Source organism: Acidovorax sp. IB03, assembly GCF_016406015.1.
GTDB classification, from domain to species: domain Bacteria; phylum Pseudomonadota; class Gammaproteobacteria; order Burkholderiales; family Burkholderiaceae_C; genus Acidovorax; species Acidovorax temperans.
This window is the reverse complement of the sequence record NZ_JAEFCH010000004.1, coordinates 59,638-74,853: the sequence shown is the minus strand read 5'-3', so window position 1 is coordinate 74,853 and position 15,216 is coordinate 59,638. Positions and strand designations below refer to the sequence as shown.

Genomic DNA, 15,216 nt, shown 5'->3' with positions numbered 1-15,216 from the left:
AAAAAAAGGGTGAACGAATCCCGCAGCGCCTCCGAACAGGCGCCACAGGGGCGATGGGGTTGGGTTTGGTTAGCGGCTAGCCGGGGCTGGCCAGTGGCAGCAGGGCGTCAAACAGATCACCGTGCGGCCGTGGTGCCAGGGGGCGGTAGTCCGCCTCTGGCATGCGCTGCAGCTGCTCTGCCAGCGTGTGTTTTCTGATGTGCTTTGACAGCGGAATGACCACCTTCGGGTCGGGCGTAGCGCTTGGGCTGATGGTCCGGTTGATTTCCGTCACGGCTGCGAACACGTGGCCGCACTCGTCGTTCGTGCAGCGGAACACCGTCTCGCGGCTCGTAATCGTCACCTGGGCGCTGGTGCGGGTGTAGGCCCACTGGTGGCAGTGCGGGCACTTCATCTTCATGCGGCGAACCCCTGAGAAGGTGAGCAAACCGTGAAGCAATCCACAAACTGGACGCGCTCTTGGGTTGCACTGTGTTGGGCCATCAAGCAGCACATGGTCAAATCAAATCACCCGCCACCACGTCCGCGCCAGCAGCTTTGTGCAGGTACTTGGCGGCACCGATCAGCATCGCAACATCGCAACCAGAAAGAAGGCAACCATGCGAACGAAGCTCTTGGATGGGACAAGCCCACGCCCCGACGACCAGCAGATAACAGCCGCCGTCGAAGCCGAAGCCGACCGCCAGTTTGGTGGTGGCAGCATGGAATTCATCATCGGTGTGCGCAACGCCAGCGGGCAGCTTTACCGGGCCTTCGGCGCCCAAGGCATGGGCGAGTTCGTCCGAGCGTGTGAGGCTCTCAAGCGTCTGGGGTTGACCGACGAACTCGACGGCGAAAAAGGCATGCGCGATGGGTGCGACTCCATCTTTGCCTGATGCGTCAACCGCCCGGCGCACTTCAAGGCTCAGGGTCTGCAAAACGGCCTTGAGCATGGTCCGTGCCGTGCGTGCGTCTTGCGCGCTAATGTGATTTGTTTGCATTACTTCACTCCCTGCGCAGCGCGCATCCATGCAACGACCAACACCGCTACCGCGCAGGCACACAGTGCAATCGCCAAAACTGTTGATACAAAGCCGTCAGCCAGCAAAGTCGCCAAACAGACCGCACCCGTCGCTACCGCCATGCCCACATCGCATATCAGCCAGTTGCAGACAGCCGTGCGCAGCTTTTCAGCCAAGGCTGGTAAAGATGAATGGGTTTTCACGGTATGACGACGCATCACCGCACCCCCTTCGTTAATGCGGTGCCCATCATTTCGCGCGCAGCCCGCGGCATCGCGCCGTCAACGAGCACATCAGACGCCGCATCAGCCATGGAGCGGCTTTGTTTAATCCACCGCGCTACCTTCGGGTCTGCCAGGTCAAGCCCCTGCGCGCGCGCCTGCCGCTCGCGCAGCAAGCGCAGCTGCATGCGGTTGGACTGGCGCACCACCCGCTTGGCAGCGTGCGTTAGCACCAGCACATCCGCCACAGAAAGAAAACCATGCTCACACAACTCATCGAAGGTGTAGACCCTCGGGTGGATGACGAACGCATATTCGCCATCCTTGATGCCCACGCCAAACAAAGGCCTGCAGGCGCGCGCGCCCTGGAGATCTTCCCCATTGCCATCAAGAACGAGGTTGGCGTTGTCTACCGCGTCGTGCGCGCCAGTGGCAAACGCGAGCTGCGCGCCTTCAACGAAGCCTTGCAGGGCTACGGTCTTCACAACGAGACCCGCGGCTTCTTCGATGGACAGTTCTTCAGCGTCTTCGGCAACCGACAACGGAGCTGAGTTTGTGTTCATCACAGCGCCCCCTGGCTTTTCAGCACTTGGATGCCGGCGCGGTAGGCCACCAGGGCCAGATTGCTGGCGCTGCGGCTTTGCCGTTGGGCAATCTCGAACGCCTCGGCGCGCTCATGGGGCAGCAGTCGCAGGGCGATGGGCTTTTCATGCAGCAGGCGTTCCGGCTTGCGATCACCGGTAGCCGCGGTGGTTTGCGTGGTGGTCATGTAGGATCCATGGCAAGTAGTTACAACGTGGCGCAATCATTGCTGGAAAATTCCAGCATGTCAACAAATGAATGCTGGAAATTTACAACATATCGGGGAAAGACTGCGCGGCGAGCGTGCGCGGCTTGGCTTGTCTCAGGTCGTTATCGCAGACGCCTGCGGTGTGAACCGCAGCACCCTGGCCACCTGGGAAAAGGGCGAACAAAGCCCCACCGCTGCGGTGCTTTCCATGATGGCCGGCCTGGGCGTTGATGTGCTGTACGTGGTGACAGGCGAGCGCGCGCCCTTGGGTTCTGGTGCGCTGTCCGATGAAGAACGCCAGCTGGTGGCCAGCTACAAAAAAGGGGATGCTCTTGCACGCCAGGCGCTCGAATCCGTGGCAGCTATGGCTGCTCGATCTGCTGGATCTACCAGCAGTGCGAACGCTGTGACCATCGGCGGCGATGTTGGCCAGCAGGTGAACGGGGACCAAACTATCACCGCGCCGGTGACTATCTCGGTTGGTAAACGTAAGTAAGAACTGACTTTTTTGGGGGGAGTGGATGGCTCTGAAACCTTGCCGCGAGTGCAAAAAACAAGTTTCAACCGAGGCAAAAACCTGCCCTCATTGCGGCATTGATAACCCGGCCCCAGTGACGACAGCAGGCGGCGAGCCATCACGGAAAGATAAGCTGATCGGCATCGGCATTTTCTTTGCGCTGATTGCTGGCGCCATCACCATGTGTTCCGACAGTGAGGATGAAAAGGCCGCTGCTGCAAAGCAGGCTGCCGAAGCTAAAGCCGCCTGCGCCAAAGACCTGCAGTGCGCCGGCGATCAAGGCGTTATCAGTGCTGGCATCGTCTGCCCGCGCGAGATAGAGAAGCTGGCCAAGAATTCGATGAAATGGACGGATGGCACGCTTGAGCCCAAGTTCAGCAAGTTCCGGTGGGCTAACAAGGATCAAACCGCCATCACGTTCCTTGGCGACCGTGCCCAATTTCAAAACGGCTTTGGTGCCTATGTGAACGTCGTCTATGAATGTGACATGACGTCCGACATGGCCACGCTTTTAGCGGTCCGCGTTCGCGAGGGGCGTTTGTAGAGATCCCCCCCTTCTGAACAGCGCTCAAACATCGGCTCTTTTCCTTTTTATAGCTCTGTAAGCAACTGCAAAAATCTGTTGCAAGATTTATCAGAAGCCTAGGGAGACGCAGTGCAAGGGAAGGTGTTAGTTCGCCGGGATGCCGGCCAAGTCGTCGCTGGCAATGCCGTGACCCATATCGAAAATTACGTGGCAGCGCATCCCAGCCGGTGCGTGCTTGCGGTGGCTTTTTTTTCGGCGTAAGCGTCACGCTTGCGTGTGTTGCCGGCACGCTCCAGCCGGTCGAAGATTCCTGCTACTACGAGGGGCGCCGGTATACCCACGGTGCCCTGGCCTTGATGGGCCGGGTTGAAATGGTTTGTAGCACCGATGGATTTAGCAATCGCTGGCTGCGAAGCTAATGGCTTAGTCAGAGGAGGCGTATCTGGTCAGCAATTGCTTGGGAGTGCTCCTGAACCGCCTCAAAATTCAATGGCGCATCCACATACAAGGTTGCCGCGGCCGCTACTTCCTCTGGTCGGAATCTTCGTATTTTCGAAAAATACTGAGCTCCAGCTTCGGCTGGCGTGAGAACGTTGTGATCGACCATGTAGCCTAACATTTTCTGTATCCACTGGCGATCACCTTCACGATCTTGTGGCCAAGACCAAAGGTCTAAAAGTGGTAAGCCGTAAGAACAGAAAATATCCAGCAGAAACGTCGCACACGTGTGCCCGTTAGCGTCCCCACGGTCGATATATTTGCCGTCTGATCCAAAATTGGCTTTTAGATTATAAAAAACTCCATAAGGAATCGCGTTGTCCGTCAGTCTTCCTGCCACATCGACTGCCCAGTCTGCCAAAGTCTCTTGCAGTTCAATATCAAGATTTTTAAATTGAGCTGAATAATACTTGCCATCCCACTCATGGTTACGCGTATCTCGATGCCAAGCATGATGCAGGAGCATCGTTCCGGAATCTTCGCACTTGTAGATCAGGGCTACATGGTTTTGCCCATGATGGGTTGAAAAAATCCCAAAAGCGAGCGAACAATCATCTGTCAATGGAGCTTCATCAGGCCTTTTCAGCAAGCTAGATCTCCTTTGGACGGGGCAAACCAACAAAGAGTGCTTCTGGATTCTTATTCTTTCGCTTCACCTCTTTCCATGATTTTTGATACGCTGAATCCCAGGCTGGCAATACTTGCCGCGCTCTGGAGCTTGATCTTATTAATCCTATCAAACTCCTGCTGCTGAGTTTTTGTACTTCAGCGTCCGCGAGTATATTGTTTGCAACACTTAGGTTGGTCACGTGCAAATGGTCTTCAATTACACGCATAACCTCACGTGCAGCTTCACGGGGTCTCCCAACCTCTTCAAGCGCATACGTCAACTTCAGTGCAGCGTTTGCAAGCCTAACCCCAGCCTCAATTGCAGAGGATGACTGAATAACACTCGCCTCGATGCTGAAGGTGGCTGAGCATTCCACTGCCTTTGTAATTCGTACCGTGGCGACTTTTCTCATGAAATCACCAGTATATTCAACGGTCGAATTAGGGCATCCCGTTTTCTCAAAATGCGTTGCGAATAACCGAGCTGCCATATCGCAATCATATTCTAGAGCCAGCGATGTATCACTTTGCGACGACGATGTGCTGGCTCTACCAAAAACAGTCATAGAGACACTCCGCTTTGAACGAATGTAAGCATTTCTAATGCTAGTTCTTCAATAATGGGTTCTAGGTATTTTGGTTCGAAAGTTGATTTATTCTCGGCATCTGTATTGAAATCTGCCACACATCCGCAGAAGAAATGTGTCTTTGAAGCGGTTGATTCTGAAATCTGATTGATGGTTATCGTTGGTGAAACCCAGTTAGTCAATCGATTGATTGATAGTCCAGGTTTTGCAGTAGATTTTGATGGTATATTTATCTGAAAAATAACATCTTTGTGTTTTCCGAAAATAAAATTCTGCCCAGTCAGGCTGCTTAATTTTTTGTATGCTTCGACTGGATTTTCTACTTCATAAAGATGATTTCCTCCGAATGCAATTCTTATGAGGTCATCCTTATTGCCGATGTACTTGTATGTTGTTTGTTTTAACTTCTTTATACAAGATTCCAGATCGCTTATCAGGCTGACCTGTAATGTTGGTAGTGGTATCGGCTGAATAATAAAATCGACTCTGTTAAAAGAGCGCCTTACTTCGAATCTCAGCTCGTCAAATATACCTGTTGCTATACTTTCCCCAGTCGCTGGCTTCTGATTAATGTCTGCTGGCAACACGCCAGTGACAGTTTCATAAATTGACTCCACAGACTCCTGAATAATCCGTGTGGAGAAGATCGATACACGGAGGTGGTCAGCTTTCCAATTTTTGGTGGTGTTAGTCATGAATCTATACAGGAGTGACCGCAGTGCGGGGTTTCGCGCGAGTATACGGCTACACGTTACGTGTCAACCAGTGCGGGTTTCCATCTCCAGCCGGGTGGTGAATCCCTGGTCGCCCAGGCTGTGCGTTACCTTCACCACCTGCCATGGAGTGGAATCAATCTCAGGTTTGAAACCGCTCACTACCACCGCTGTCTGCGGCATCAGCTCGGGCCGCCCGTATGCCAGCGTCAGTTCAAAAGTGGCTTTTCCGCGCTCAACGCGCTGGCGCTCTGAACGTGCGGCGGCCAGCGCGTCGGCCTCGCTCCCGTAGGTGTCTTTTAGCCGCTTCTCGCGTTCTTCCCCGCCCACCAATACGCTGCGCTTCTCGGCTGTCTGCGGGTCTTGCCAGTTCGCCCGCACGCCCGTGTATGCGTTGCGGTCTGCAGAGTGGTAGCGGTGCTGGTCGCCATCCTCCCTTTGTATGCTGGCACTGGCCAGCGCCTTGCCCCCAGCCGTGGTGGCGCTGTTGATGGGCAGCACTACCAGGTGCTTGGCTTTTACGTTGGCAGTAGCGTCATGCTGGCGGGCCAGCCGGGTGAGAAAGTGCAGATCGCTTTCATGGGTCTGGTCAATGTGGTCAACCTTCACCCCTGCCAGCTCTGCGCCAATGCGCGGCGTCAGCCCGTGTTTGGCTGCAATCTCGCCCACCACTGCGCCCAGGGTGGTGTCGTGCCAGCTTTTTTCCACACGCTTGCGCATATCGCGCTGCATGTCGGCGCTGCGGGCCTTGATGGACAGACGGTCTGGTGCCCCGCTGTGTTCCACCTCGTCCACTACAAACGATCCTTTGTCCACCAGGGCCTGCCCCTTCCACCCCAGTGCCAGCGTAATCAAAGCGTCTTTGCTCGGAATAGCCAGGGCCCCATCATGGTCTGATAGTTCAATGTCCAGTTGGTCCGCTTCGCCGCTGCGCGCTTCTGTCAACGTCATGCTGATAAGCCGGGCATCCACAGTGGGGGTAATGTCGCGCCCATCCACAACCATGCGAAAGGCTGGGGCCGGGTAGCCTGAATGTTCTGCAGTCATCCAAACATCCCCTGCGCGTTGAAGTCGCCCAGGTTGCCCACGGCAACCCTGGCCCCGCTTTTGCGGTCATCCACACGCCGCAGCTGCAGCTGAAAATCCACACGGCGCGGTGCCCCGTTGTCGATGTGCATGGAGCCGGTTTCGTTCAGGCTTTCAATTGCGAACGCGCCGAAGATTTCCCCGGTGCCGGCCGCAAGTACCCAGGCCTTGCCTGTGTCGCCCATTTCGCGCAGTTCCTTGAGCGATTGAGGGCGGCCGACGGTTTCCGGCACCAGCACGCCCGACATGGTGATGGTGTCATCACCTTGGCCGACGTACTGGTGCGCGGGGCTGGCCCCCACGCGGCTGTTTGATGGATGGCGCCAGCTGGTCTGCCGCTGCAGTTCATGGAACGCCAGGTTTGAAATGCTGAAAACGAACATTCCCAAAGCCATCAGCATGATTGATCCTTTGCTCAGTCAATATCAGAAAAGGCAGAAAGCACCTGCGACTTCTTGGAGCGCTCGCGGCGGTCCAGCTCTGCAGAAATCAACCGCCCCAGTTCCTTTGGGTCCATGCCTGGCGCTGCGTTGATCGTGATGTTGTAGGTGCTGCCGCCAACGCCTTGCCCCGCTCCCATCGCTGGCGCTGAGAGTGGGGGGCGCGTGTCTATGCGCATGGCCTGAGGCTGCATCGTGGGCTGTCCATCTGGTCCTAGGGCAGCGGCCCCGGCCGCCATGGGCACTGCGCTGGTGGCCGCCGTGGCCATGGCCAGCGCTGCAGTGCGCACCGCCCCCTGGCCGCCTTGAATGCCCAGCGCTGCCCCCTCGCTTATCCAGCCGCCGTACTGCATGAACACCTTGGACGGTGAGGCAATGCCCAGCTTCTCGCGGAACCAGGCCATCGTTGATTCGGCCACCCCGTTGATCGCGTTGGCCACGGCCCCTACGCCAGCCGCGATGCCTGCAGCCATGCCTTCCATCAGGTTACCGCCAATGGCAAAGAACTGGTCTTTTACCCATCCCAACCCTTGCACCAGACCTCTGATGCTATTGCTGGCGCTTTGAGAAAGATCCTCCCATAGTAGGAACCACCCGCCTTTGATGCCCTCCCAGTTCTGGAACCACATCACGGCCGCTGTGGCCAGCCAGCCCCACACAGGAACCAGCCGCATCAGTGCCAAAGCAAAGCGCAGCACCACAGGCACAGCCGTTGCCAACTTTGCCCCCCATGCCCACGCCCCCTTGGATGCGCCTGCCAGCCATGGTCCCATGCGCACCAGCCAAGGCCCCACTTTCGTCAAGGCACTACCCAGCGCCGCCCACATTCTGGCTAGTAGGCCCGTGGATTGCGCTGCAGTTGCAGCAGCTGTGCGCGTTGCCCCGAGGCTTAGTACCAGTCGGGCTAAAAGGAATCTGCTAATCATCATTGGCCCCAACACAGAAGCCAATGCCAGCCCCAAGGCCCCAGCGCCTATAGCAAGGGCAGACAACACCCCTACTACCCGCAGCCCCCACTTCACAACGTTCTGGTTCTCTCTGGCCCATGCGCCGATGCTGTTGGCCAGCTCTCCCAGCTTGTTCAGGATCAGCACCAGATCGGGCGCGATGGTGGCACCCATGTCTTTGAGCATGTTGGTGAAGCTGCCCTGCGCCGCCTCTGCGGCTGCGCTCACGGTCTTGAGCTGTTCGTCCACGCGCTTGCGCAGGTCTGCCTGGGCCTGCATCTTGGCCACCACCTCGCGGTAACCGTCGAGGCCCTTTTCCATCATGGTGTTCAACACCTGATGGGTTTCCGAGTCATCCCCGAACAGCTTCTTCATTGCAGCGATGCGCTTCACATCGCTGTCAATGCCCTTGAGTTTGTCGAGTTGCGCGAAAAGGTTGTCTAGCCCGGCGAACTTCCCGCCCTTGGTTGCAAAGTTCAGCTCTACGCCTTCCCCTGCCAGCATGCGGTTGGTTTTGGCCAGCTTCTCGGAATCCAGCGACAGCTGCACCACCTTGCGAATGGCATTGCCTGCAGCCTCGCCAGCCATGCCTGCTTGGTCCATCATGACCAGCAGCGGCGCCAGCTGCTGGCTGGCTTCCAGTCCCTTCTTTCCAAGGTAGGGCATCACGGCGCCCATGTTCTTGAAGCCCTGCAGCATGTTGGTGGGGTCCACGCCCAGGTAGTAGGCACGCTGGATGGTGTCCATCAGGCCCATCATGTCGCGCTCTGCCGTCTGGGTTGCGTCCTGCATCTTGGCCGCAAACTCTGCGGCCGCCGTGACAGGCATGCGCAGCTGGATGCCCAGGTATGCGGCCGACTCTCCCAGGCCGCCCAGGATGGCCTGCGATGTCATGCCCTGGCGGCGCAGCATCGTCATCATGTCGATGAAGTCGGCGGTGGTGCCTGGCAGGCGATCCCCCAAGCGCGTGGCCAGGTCCAGAACCTGTTTGTACTCAGGCCCTACCGCGCCCGTGTTCGTCATCATGGACGCGCGCAGCTGGGTCTCGGAGTTTTCAGCGGGCACGAACGCACCCACCACAGAGCGCAGCGGCCCGGCCAGCTTGTTGCCCCCGGCCATAAGGGCCGCGCTGCCTGCAGCGGCCATGCCGGTGTGCACCATGCTTTTCGCGTGCTGGTCGCGCAGCTTGGCCAGCTGTTTTTGCTGCTCGGCATTGGCCCGCAGCTTGGCCGTTTGTTCGGTGATGGCCGCGTTGGTGGCCGCAATGTCACTCCGCAGCCGCTGCGATTGCGTGCCCAGCTCGCGCGTACTGATGCCTGCAGCGCTTAGGCGCGTGCGCAGCTGCTGCAGCTTCTCTTGCTGCTGGGTGTGCTGCACGCCCAGGGCGGCCGCCTCACGCTTAGCGCTGGCCAGGGCGCGCTCCATGGCGCGGGTGGGTTGCTCTGCCTGGGTGAATGCGCGCGCCAGGGTGCCGACTTTGGCCTGGGCCTCGGTCAGCTTGGCGGCGGTTTCTTGCAGATTGGTTTTGAGGGTGCGGAACTCGCCCACCTGGGCTTGCTGCGCGTTCAGTTCCTTGAGCCGGTCTTTGGCGGCCTTGAGGGCGCGGGCGGCATCGCTGCTGCTGGAGCTGATGCGCTTCATGGGGGCCAGCACGCGCTCGGCCAAGTCCAGCACCACGCGCAGGCGCAGGTTGTCAGCCATGGCGGCCCCCTTGGACTGGGGCGCCAGTGGCTACTGGGCTATTCAGTTGGGAAAGTCGGCACCCAGCATCTGCTGGGCTTCGGCCAGGTCGGCCGCTTGCGCTTTGTCGCGCGCCAGTACCCACACGTACACGGGCAGCAGCAGCGTGCCCAGTGCCACGATGGCCAAGGCAACGATCAGCAGGTACGACAGGGCTGTGAAGATCATGGTTCATTGTTGCATATCCCCAAAAAGGGCGGGGCGCACTGGGCGCCCCGGCTGTCACTCTTGGCGCTCGTAGCGCTGGCGGGCCCGCTCGCGCCACTCCATCAGCTCGGTGACGGTCATGTCGGCCACGTCTGCAGGCGTCCAGTGAAACACCAGCGCCACGTCTGCCATGGCATCCTCTACTCGGTCACAAAGTCCCGCTTCGTTTCCTTCGTCAGCAAAAAACCCACCACCACCGTGGCCATGCTCACCAGGTCGGCAGGGTCCAGCGTGGCCATGTCTTGCTTGTGCAGGATGGGGGTGGTAATGCGGGGCAGCACGGTGTGCAAGGCGTCCACCTTCATCTGCAGTAGCTCGGCCAGCGACACGCCGCGCAGTTCGCCCGAGTTGGGCTTGCGCAGGGTCACTTCGGTGATTTCACCGTTACCGCGTTTGATGGGCGTGTCCAGCGTTACCGTGTTTGGGTCGCGCTTCTGGGTTACTTCGGCCTGCGCATTTGCATCGGCGGTTGCAGTGGTGTTTCCTGTTGTGGTCACGGTGTCGGTGTGGTTCATGGTTCAGTTCTCAGATTCAAGGGCAATGCAGAGATGGCGGCTTGCGGCCTCCATTGAGGGCTTTGCGGTATGGCTTACCTAGATACCCAGCGCCGCGCGCACGGCGGCCATTCGGTCGGTGCCGTTCACCACTTCGACCATGTTCACAAAGTCGATTTCGATCACGGGTTCGTTGTCGATGCTCAGCTTGTAGTAGCTGGCAGACGTTTTCACCTTGAAGGCTGTCTTGTCGCCGGCCTTTGTGTTTCCGAAGTCCACCTCGGTGTGCCGCCCGCGCACCACCACCTCCAATGTCTGGATTTCCTCGCTGTCATCGGCTTGCAATGCGCCAGCGAATCGCAGCATCACCCCGTCGTGCTTGAGCGTGCCGAACTGGTTCAGGACTTCGCGCAGCACGCCGCCTGCAGTCCATTCCATTTCAATTCCATCCATACCCATGTCGGCCTTGATGGGGCCGCCCATGCCGCCGGAGCGCCATTCCTCGGTTTTTCGGGTCAGCTTTGGCAGCGTGGCCTCTTCCACCTGGCCGGCGTAGCTCACGCCGTCGTGGAACAGCGCGAAGTTCTTGATCTTGCGTGGCAATCCCATGATGTGATTCCTTTTTCAGTTGCTATGGGGGATTCGCTCAGCGGCCCGCAGCCACGCGGGCGGCAAAGTCGGTGAAGTAGCGGTCGGTGATGCGCTGGCGGAACGTCAAGTCCTCGATGGGCGGAATTGGCGTGTAGTCGTAGTCGATGGTCAGCTTTCCGGTTTTGAGCGTGTCGGTCGTGTTGATTTCTTCGTCGTACCAGGCGCTGCCATCGATGATGTAGCCGCCCGCGCGCAGCTCGCGGAACTTGGCGTTCACGCCTTCCAGAATGTCCCGCACGATGGAAGGGTGCAGCGGCTTGTCCACCGCCCAGAAGTGCGCCTCCGCGATGCTGTCTGCCAGCACCTGGGCCGTGCGCACCGCCGATTCAAACGCGAACAGTGGATCTTCGGAGCAGGTGCGCGAACCCCAGAAGCGGAAGCCTTCTCGGTTAATCAGCGTCGTGACTTCTGCGGCGTTCAGCACTCCTGCATCAGTGGCCGGGTTCTGCAAGTCCCAGTAAATGTCGCGGCTGATGCCCGTGACGCCGTTCACCGGCATGTTGGAAATTGTCTTGTGCCAGCCAATCTCCATATCGATCTTGGCGCGCAGGCCCAGCGCGTAGGCCGTGGCAGGCGCGTTCACCGTGGCATTGTTCACTGTGTCCCAGCGCTGGAAGTCGGGGTGAATCACCATCAGCTCGCGCGCGCCGAACAGGTTGCGGTACGCCGTGGCCTGCTCGATCTTCTCCACGCCGTTGGTGCCCACATAGGCAAAGCCTCGCAGCTGCTGCGCCAGGCTGGCCAGCGCAGTGGCCACAGGCTGTGTGTCCAAGCCCGGCGCGCCCAGGATGCGTGGCTTGATTCCAAGTTGCGCAGGCGCGGCCAACAGTGCCTTCATGCCGGTGAACTGCCCATTGGGCAGCACGGTGCCAATCACATTGCTGGTCAGGTCTGCGGCTTTTTCCTCGTCTGTTTCCCCCAGACCATCCGGCACGCGTACCACCACGATGATGGGGCGCACCTGCTGGCTGATGGCATCCAGAGAGGCCGCCAAGGTGCCCTTCGTGCCTGCCTTGCCAATGGCTGCGAGCACGTTGGTCACAAGCACCGGCTTGTCGTAGGGGAAGGTGTCAGGGTCTGCATCGCTACTGGTCGCCACCAGGCCGATGATGGCGGTGGAAACCATGCGAATGGGCCGGATGCCCTCTGTCAATTCGATGACGCGAACTCCGTGGTGATATTCAGTAGTCATGGTGATTTCTCTCGGTGGTTGGTAGTTGAACGGTTTTGTGGGGTGGGTGGAATCAGGTCTCGTAGGCGTGGACCGTTACACCAGCAAAGCGCATCTGCAGCTCTGGCGGCAGGCCTTCGTTGACAGAAGCCTGCGTGGCGCTCCATGCACCTGACTCCCGCATGGGCACATCCAGATGCATGACGCCGGCGGTCATTACGGCCAGCAGCACACGCTCGCGGCCATCTCTGGAACGGATGGGCATGCGAAAGCTGTCCGACAGTGGCAGCAGTTCACCGGATGCGCCGCGTAGCTCGGCGCGCATGCGGAGCACGGCCCCTACCGGGCACGTCACATCAGCCAGGCTGTGCACTTGCGTGGCGGCCGCGTGGTCGGCGTCGGGCTGGATGGCCGTCACCACCAGCTCTGGCAGCTGCTGTGGCGTGGCCACCACTTGGGCGGGCGGTGGCGTGGTGGTGGTCTGCCAGCCCTCTGCCGTGAGCTGCGCGAACTCGCCCGGCTGCAGCTCAGGCACGGGGCGCGCCGTCCAGCCCGATGGCACCACCGCATCGTCTGCGGCTTGAATGGTGGCCCCGCTCCAGTAGCCAGCAGCGCCGATGTGAAACAAGGTGAGCATGGTTTTCCTTTCAGCGCAGGCGGCACACCAGGCCTGGCAGGTACGGCAGGTGCAGGTAGTTGGAGTAGTCCTGCGCCGGGGCGTAGGTGGAAATGCGCAGGTCGCAGGTCGATGCGCGCGACACCAAAGAGAACGCCTTCATGACGCCGGTGTTCGCGTCGTAAAAGCGCGCCAGTTGGGTTGTGTTGTAAGTGGCAAACCGCGCTGCATCGGCAGTGCCTTGGAATGCGCCCATGAAGTTGCTGGCGCAGCGCAGGCTGCGCACTGCAAACGATCCCGCCTGCGACGAAATCTGCAGGAAATGGCGGTCGGTGGAAGGTGTTCTATCGGTCACGCCATCAGCAAGGGCCCATTCCTTTGCAGCGGTTCCGTATTGCGCGCCGATTTTGTTGGCACCAGCGTTGAAACCTGAAAGGCGGGTCTCAGCGCCTGTGGTCAGGTCGAAGCCCAGCCCGGTGAGGGGGTTGCTCAGTGTGTTGGTGAGCATGCGGCCTGCCGTATCGTTCAGCCCCGTGTGCACCGGTACGGGTGTGCCCGTCCAGTTTGGCGGCATGCGATACACCGTGGCCGATCCCGCCACCGCAACGTAGTCCTGTCCATCACCCCCACGGACCAGGCATAAGCGGGCCTTGCGAAAGTAATTCGAGTTGTAGGCCACGCCGCTGGCAGCTGGCGTGAAAGTGTTGCCGTCGAACACAAAACGTCCGGCTTGCATAACGCCGCCGATAACGCGTGCAATCAGCACCTCGCTGGCGCCCGCAGCCGTCACCCTGCCGCCCAGCAATTCGCAGTTTCCATTGCCTGCAGCATCGCCGCCGGCGTTGGCGGTTTTAACCGCCCCGGTGACCGGGTGGACGGCCCAAATATCCCCCGTTGCGGGTGAGGTCAGACGTGCACCGGCCAGGTAGTAGTAGCCCTGTCCAGAAGAAACCATTTGCGCATCGGACGATGCGTGCAGGTTCGAAAGATTCCAGCCATTGTTTATGTCCACCAGCGGCGTCCAGTTGCCGCCCAGGTCGCTCGATACCGTGACGCCGAAGTAGCTAGTATTCGCGCCAGAGTTCCAAATACGCACCACCAAAAGCAGCCGCCCTCCGCCGAACCACTCCAGAAGCTCGGCATTGACACTGTTTCCAGTGATAGAGGTTGCTTGTGCCAGGTCGGTGGTGTTCCATGTCTCGCCACCGTTGGTAGAGCGCCATACACGCAGCGTTTTGCCCGGGGGGGAATAGTTCAGAGCAGGCACCATCAGAATGGTGTTGCCCACAATGACCACCTTGCCTTGTGAACCCTGCACATTGGCGTTTGCTGGCGTGGTGAGCACTAGGTCTGTCTCCACGGGCGTGCCGTCAAAGAACCGCACATCGCCAAGCACGTTGCGGGCGTTTGGATACTGCGCGCGAGACACCAGCGAGCCGTCGAGGTGTGCCCAGCCCGATCCCACCAGGGCAGGGTCTGCGGACATACTGGCCAGAAGTGCGCCGGCAGGTAGCTTGGCCTCGCGGGCCATGGAATAGGTCACTGGGTCAAACGTGCTCATGCCGCGCCCTCTGTTGCCGTGAGGCCCACCATCAGGCCTGCAGCGTTGTATTGGTATTCCTCAGTGCGCGTGATTCCCTGATAGGACGTGACCATGCGCGCGGGTGTCCCGTCTCCGTTGAATGTCACGGCTGACTCTCGTGCTTGCCCCGCCACCACTTCGCTGATGTATTGGGGGCGGCCCTGTGCGTCGTAGGTGATCGTCACAGCACTGGGCTTGGCTACGTTTTGCAGGTAAGCGTTCTGCAGGTCAGCTTTCCATGCCTCCACGGTCAGCTTCCAGGCTTCAAGGTCGGCCATCACGCCGGCCTTCCATGGCACCAGGGCGGCCAGCAGATCGGCCTTCCAGGCCGCAATCTCTGCGGCTGCATTGCCTTGGTAGGTTGCTATGGCCAGCTCCAGGCCAGCCACTGCCCGGGTGGCTGCATCGCGGTGGCTCTCGATCAAGGCCAGCTGCTGGTCGGCCAGCTCCATGTTGGCCTGCATTTCGGTGAAGGCCGGTGCCAGCACTTCGTTGATACGCACCAAGCCCAGGTCAGTGACCGTGCGCACGACTTCATCCCACGCAATGCGCAGTTCTTCGATGGCCGCAATGCGCAGATCAATGTCCCGAAAAACCGGGTTAAAGAATCGCTCGGACAGCGGCGTGGCGCCATCCTTCATGCGGTAGGCATCAAACCGGCTCGGCATGTTCCACCTTATCGGCTACGGTCTTGAGTACGTCGCCGCGCAGCACCACATCGTGGCCTGGGTGCAGCACCTGGCCGAACAGCTCCACGCGTTCCTTGAGTTCCACGCGGTACTGCTGGTCGTTGTCGATCTTCTTGGGAATGGGCATGGCT

Annotated in this window: 23 protein-coding genes; 3 read left to right on the top strand and 20 right to left on the bottom strand. The window is 59.3% G+C overall.

From position 1 onward, the window contains the following. Positions 1 to 76 precede the first annotated feature (76 nt). The 5 genes from IHV84_RS03580 to IHV84_RS03560 all read right to left on the bottom strand — a co-directional run bounded on the left by IHV84_RS03580 (position 77) and on the right by IHV84_RS03560 (position 1,991). Entirely contained in the window at positions 77 to 400 is a 324-nt protein-coding gene (locus tag IHV84_RS03580) for an ogr/Delta-like zinc finger family protein (protein WP_198845843.1), read from the bottom strand. Between the two features lie 97 nt (positions 401 to 497). Beyond that, complete coding sequence (locus IHV84_RS03575; RefSeq protein ID WP_198845842.1) at positions 498 to 980, bottom strand: hypothetical protein; 483 nt, start codon at positions 978 to 980, stop codon at positions 498 to 500. Continuing rightward, positions 980 to 1,219, bottom strand: coding sequence for a hypothetical protein (locus IHV84_RS03570; protein WP_198845841.1), 240 nt, complete (start codon positions 1,217 to 1,219; stop codon positions 980 to 982). Before IHV84_RS03570 ends, IHV84_RS03575 begins: the two co-directional genes overlap by 1 nt. Continuing rightward, positions 1,219 to 1,785 carry a hypothetical protein gene (locus tag IHV84_RS03565; RefSeq protein ID WP_198845840.1) on the bottom strand — a complete coding sequence of 189 codons (567 nt, stop codon included), beginning with the start codon at positions 1,783 to 1,785 and terminating at the stop codon, positions 1,219 to 1,221. Before IHV84_RS03565 ends, IHV84_RS03570 begins: the two co-directional genes overlap by 1 nt. Further along, positions 1,785 to 1,991, bottom strand: a complete 207-nt coding sequence (locus IHV84_RS03560) for a hypothetical protein (protein WP_198845839.1) — start codon at positions 1,989 to 1,991, stop codon at positions 1,785 to 1,787. Before IHV84_RS03560 ends, IHV84_RS03565 begins: the two co-directional genes overlap by 1 nt. A 67-nt stretch (positions 1,992 to 2,058) precedes the next feature. On the opposite strand from IHV84_RS03560, the gene IHV84_RS03555 reads away from it, so the two are divergent. The 3 genes from IHV84_RS03555 to IHV84_RS20720 all read left to right on the top strand — a co-directional run bounded on the left by IHV84_RS03555 (position 2,059) and on the right by IHV84_RS20720 (position 3,474). After that, positions 2,059 to 2,508, top strand: a complete 450-nt coding sequence (locus IHV84_RS03555; protein ID WP_198845838.1) for a helix-turn-helix domain-containing protein — start codon at positions 2,059 to 2,061, stop codon at positions 2,506 to 2,508. Between the two features lie 25 nt (positions 2,509 to 2,533). Beyond that, on the top strand, positions 2,534 to 3,073 hold the full coding sequence (locus IHV84_RS03550; protein ID WP_198845837.1) for a zinc ribbon domain-containing protein: 540 nt from the start codon (positions 2,534 to 2,536) through the stop codon (positions 3,071 to 3,073). Between the two features lie 209 nt (positions 3,074 to 3,282). Then, positions 3,283 to 3,474 carry a DUF1496 domain-containing protein gene (locus IHV84_RS20720; RefSeq protein ID WP_198845836.1) on the top strand — a complete coding sequence of 64 codons (192 nt, stop codon included), beginning with the start codon at positions 3,283 to 3,285 and terminating at the stop codon, positions 3,472 to 3,474. An 8-nt stretch (positions 3,475 to 3,482) separates the two neighbouring features. Here the strand turns inward: IHV84_RS20720 and IHV84_RS03540 are convergent, their stop codons facing one another. From IHV84_RS03540 to IHV84_RS03470, 15 genes are all read right to left on the bottom strand, one after another. Then, positions 3,483 to 4,142: a hypothetical protein gene (locus tag IHV84_RS03540; protein ID WP_198845835.1), complete on the bottom strand. Its 660-nt coding sequence runs from the start codon at positions 4,140 to 4,142 to the stop codon at positions 3,483 to 3,485. A 1-nt stretch (position 4,143) separates the two neighbouring features. Then, on the bottom strand, positions 4,144 to 4,728 hold the full coding sequence (locus IHV84_RS03535) for a hypothetical protein (RefSeq protein WP_198845834.1): 585 nt from the start codon (positions 4,726 to 4,728) through the stop codon (positions 4,144 to 4,146). Beyond that, positions 4,725 to 5,444, bottom strand: a complete 720-nt coding sequence (locus tag IHV84_RS03530) for a hypothetical protein (RefSeq protein WP_198845833.1) — start codon at positions 5,442 to 5,444, stop codon at positions 4,725 to 4,727. The genes IHV84_RS03535 and IHV84_RS03530 overlap by 4 nt, the downstream gene beginning before the upstream one ends. A 63-nt stretch (positions 5,445 to 5,507) precedes the next feature. After that, positions 5,508 to 6,509, bottom strand: coding sequence for a phage late control D family protein (locus IHV84_RS03525; RefSeq protein ID WP_198845832.1), 1,002 nt, complete (start codon positions 6,507 to 6,509; stop codon positions 5,508 to 5,510). Then, complete coding sequence (locus tag IHV84_RS03520; RefSeq protein WP_198845831.1) at positions 6,506 to 6,949, bottom strand: phage tail protein; 444 nt, start codon at positions 6,947 to 6,949, stop codon at positions 6,506 to 6,508. Before IHV84_RS03520 ends, IHV84_RS03525 begins: the two co-directional genes overlap by 4 nt. A gap of 14 nt (positions 6,950 to 6,963) precedes the next feature. Further along, the gene (locus tag IHV84_RS03515) at positions 6,964 to 9,636 is read right to left on the bottom strand and encodes a phage tail tape measure protein (RefSeq protein WP_198845830.1); all 2,673 of its coding nucleotides are present in this window, start codon (positions 9,634 to 9,636) and stop codon (positions 6,964 to 6,966) included. Positions 9,637 to 9,678: 42 nt separating this feature from the next. Continuing rightward, positions 9,679 to 9,843 (bottom strand): hypothetical protein, encoded by a 165-nt coding sequence (locus tag IHV84_RS03510; protein WP_198845829.1) that lies wholly within the window; start codon positions 9,841 to 9,843, stop codon positions 9,679 to 9,681. 54 nt (positions 9,844 to 9,897) lie between these two features. Continuing rightward, positions 9,898 to 10,014, bottom strand: a complete 117-nt coding sequence (locus IHV84_RS03505) for a GpE family phage tail protein (RefSeq protein WP_198845828.1) — start codon at positions 10,012 to 10,014, stop codon at positions 9,898 to 9,900. A gap of 8 nt (positions 10,015 to 10,022) precedes the next feature. Then, the gene (locus tag IHV84_RS03500; protein ID WP_198845827.1) at positions 10,023 to 10,397 is read right to left on the bottom strand and encodes a phage tail assembly protein; all 375 of its coding nucleotides are present in this window, start codon (positions 10,395 to 10,397) and stop codon (positions 10,023 to 10,025) included. Positions 10,398 to 10,475: 78 nt separating this feature from the next. After that, complete coding sequence (locus IHV84_RS03495; RefSeq protein ID WP_198845826.1) at positions 10,476 to 10,985, bottom strand: phage major tail tube protein; 510 nt, start codon at positions 10,983 to 10,985, stop codon at positions 10,476 to 10,478. Positions 10,986 to 11,022: 37 nt separating this feature from the next. Continuing rightward, on the bottom strand, positions 11,023 to 12,219 hold the full coding sequence (locus IHV84_RS03490; protein ID WP_198845825.1) for a phage tail sheath protein: 1,197 nt from the start codon (positions 12,217 to 12,219) through the stop codon (positions 11,023 to 11,025). Positions 12,220 to 12,271: 52 nt separating this feature from the next. Continuing rightward, on the bottom strand, positions 12,272 to 12,835 hold the full coding sequence (locus tag IHV84_RS03485) for a hypothetical protein (RefSeq protein ID WP_198845824.1): 564 nt from the start codon (positions 12,833 to 12,835) through the stop codon (positions 12,272 to 12,274). Positions 12,836 to 12,845: 10 nt separating this feature from the next. Then, entirely contained in the window at positions 12,846 to 14,375 is a 1,530-nt protein-coding gene (locus IHV84_RS03480; protein ID WP_198845823.1) for a sialidase family protein, read from the bottom strand. Further along, positions 14,372 to 15,064 (bottom strand): hypothetical protein, encoded by a 693-nt coding sequence (locus IHV84_RS03475; RefSeq protein WP_198845822.1) that lies wholly within the window; start codon positions 15,062 to 15,064, stop codon positions 14,372 to 14,374. The genes IHV84_RS03480 and IHV84_RS03475 overlap by 4 nt, the downstream gene beginning before the upstream one ends. Then, positions 15,048 to 15,212, bottom strand: coding sequence for a hypothetical protein (locus IHV84_RS03470; RefSeq protein ID WP_198845821.1), 165 nt, complete (start codon positions 15,210 to 15,212; stop codon positions 15,048 to 15,050). The genes IHV84_RS03475 and IHV84_RS03470 overlap by 17 nt, the downstream gene beginning before the upstream one ends. Between the last annotated feature and the right edge of the window lie 4 nt (positions 15,213 to 15,216).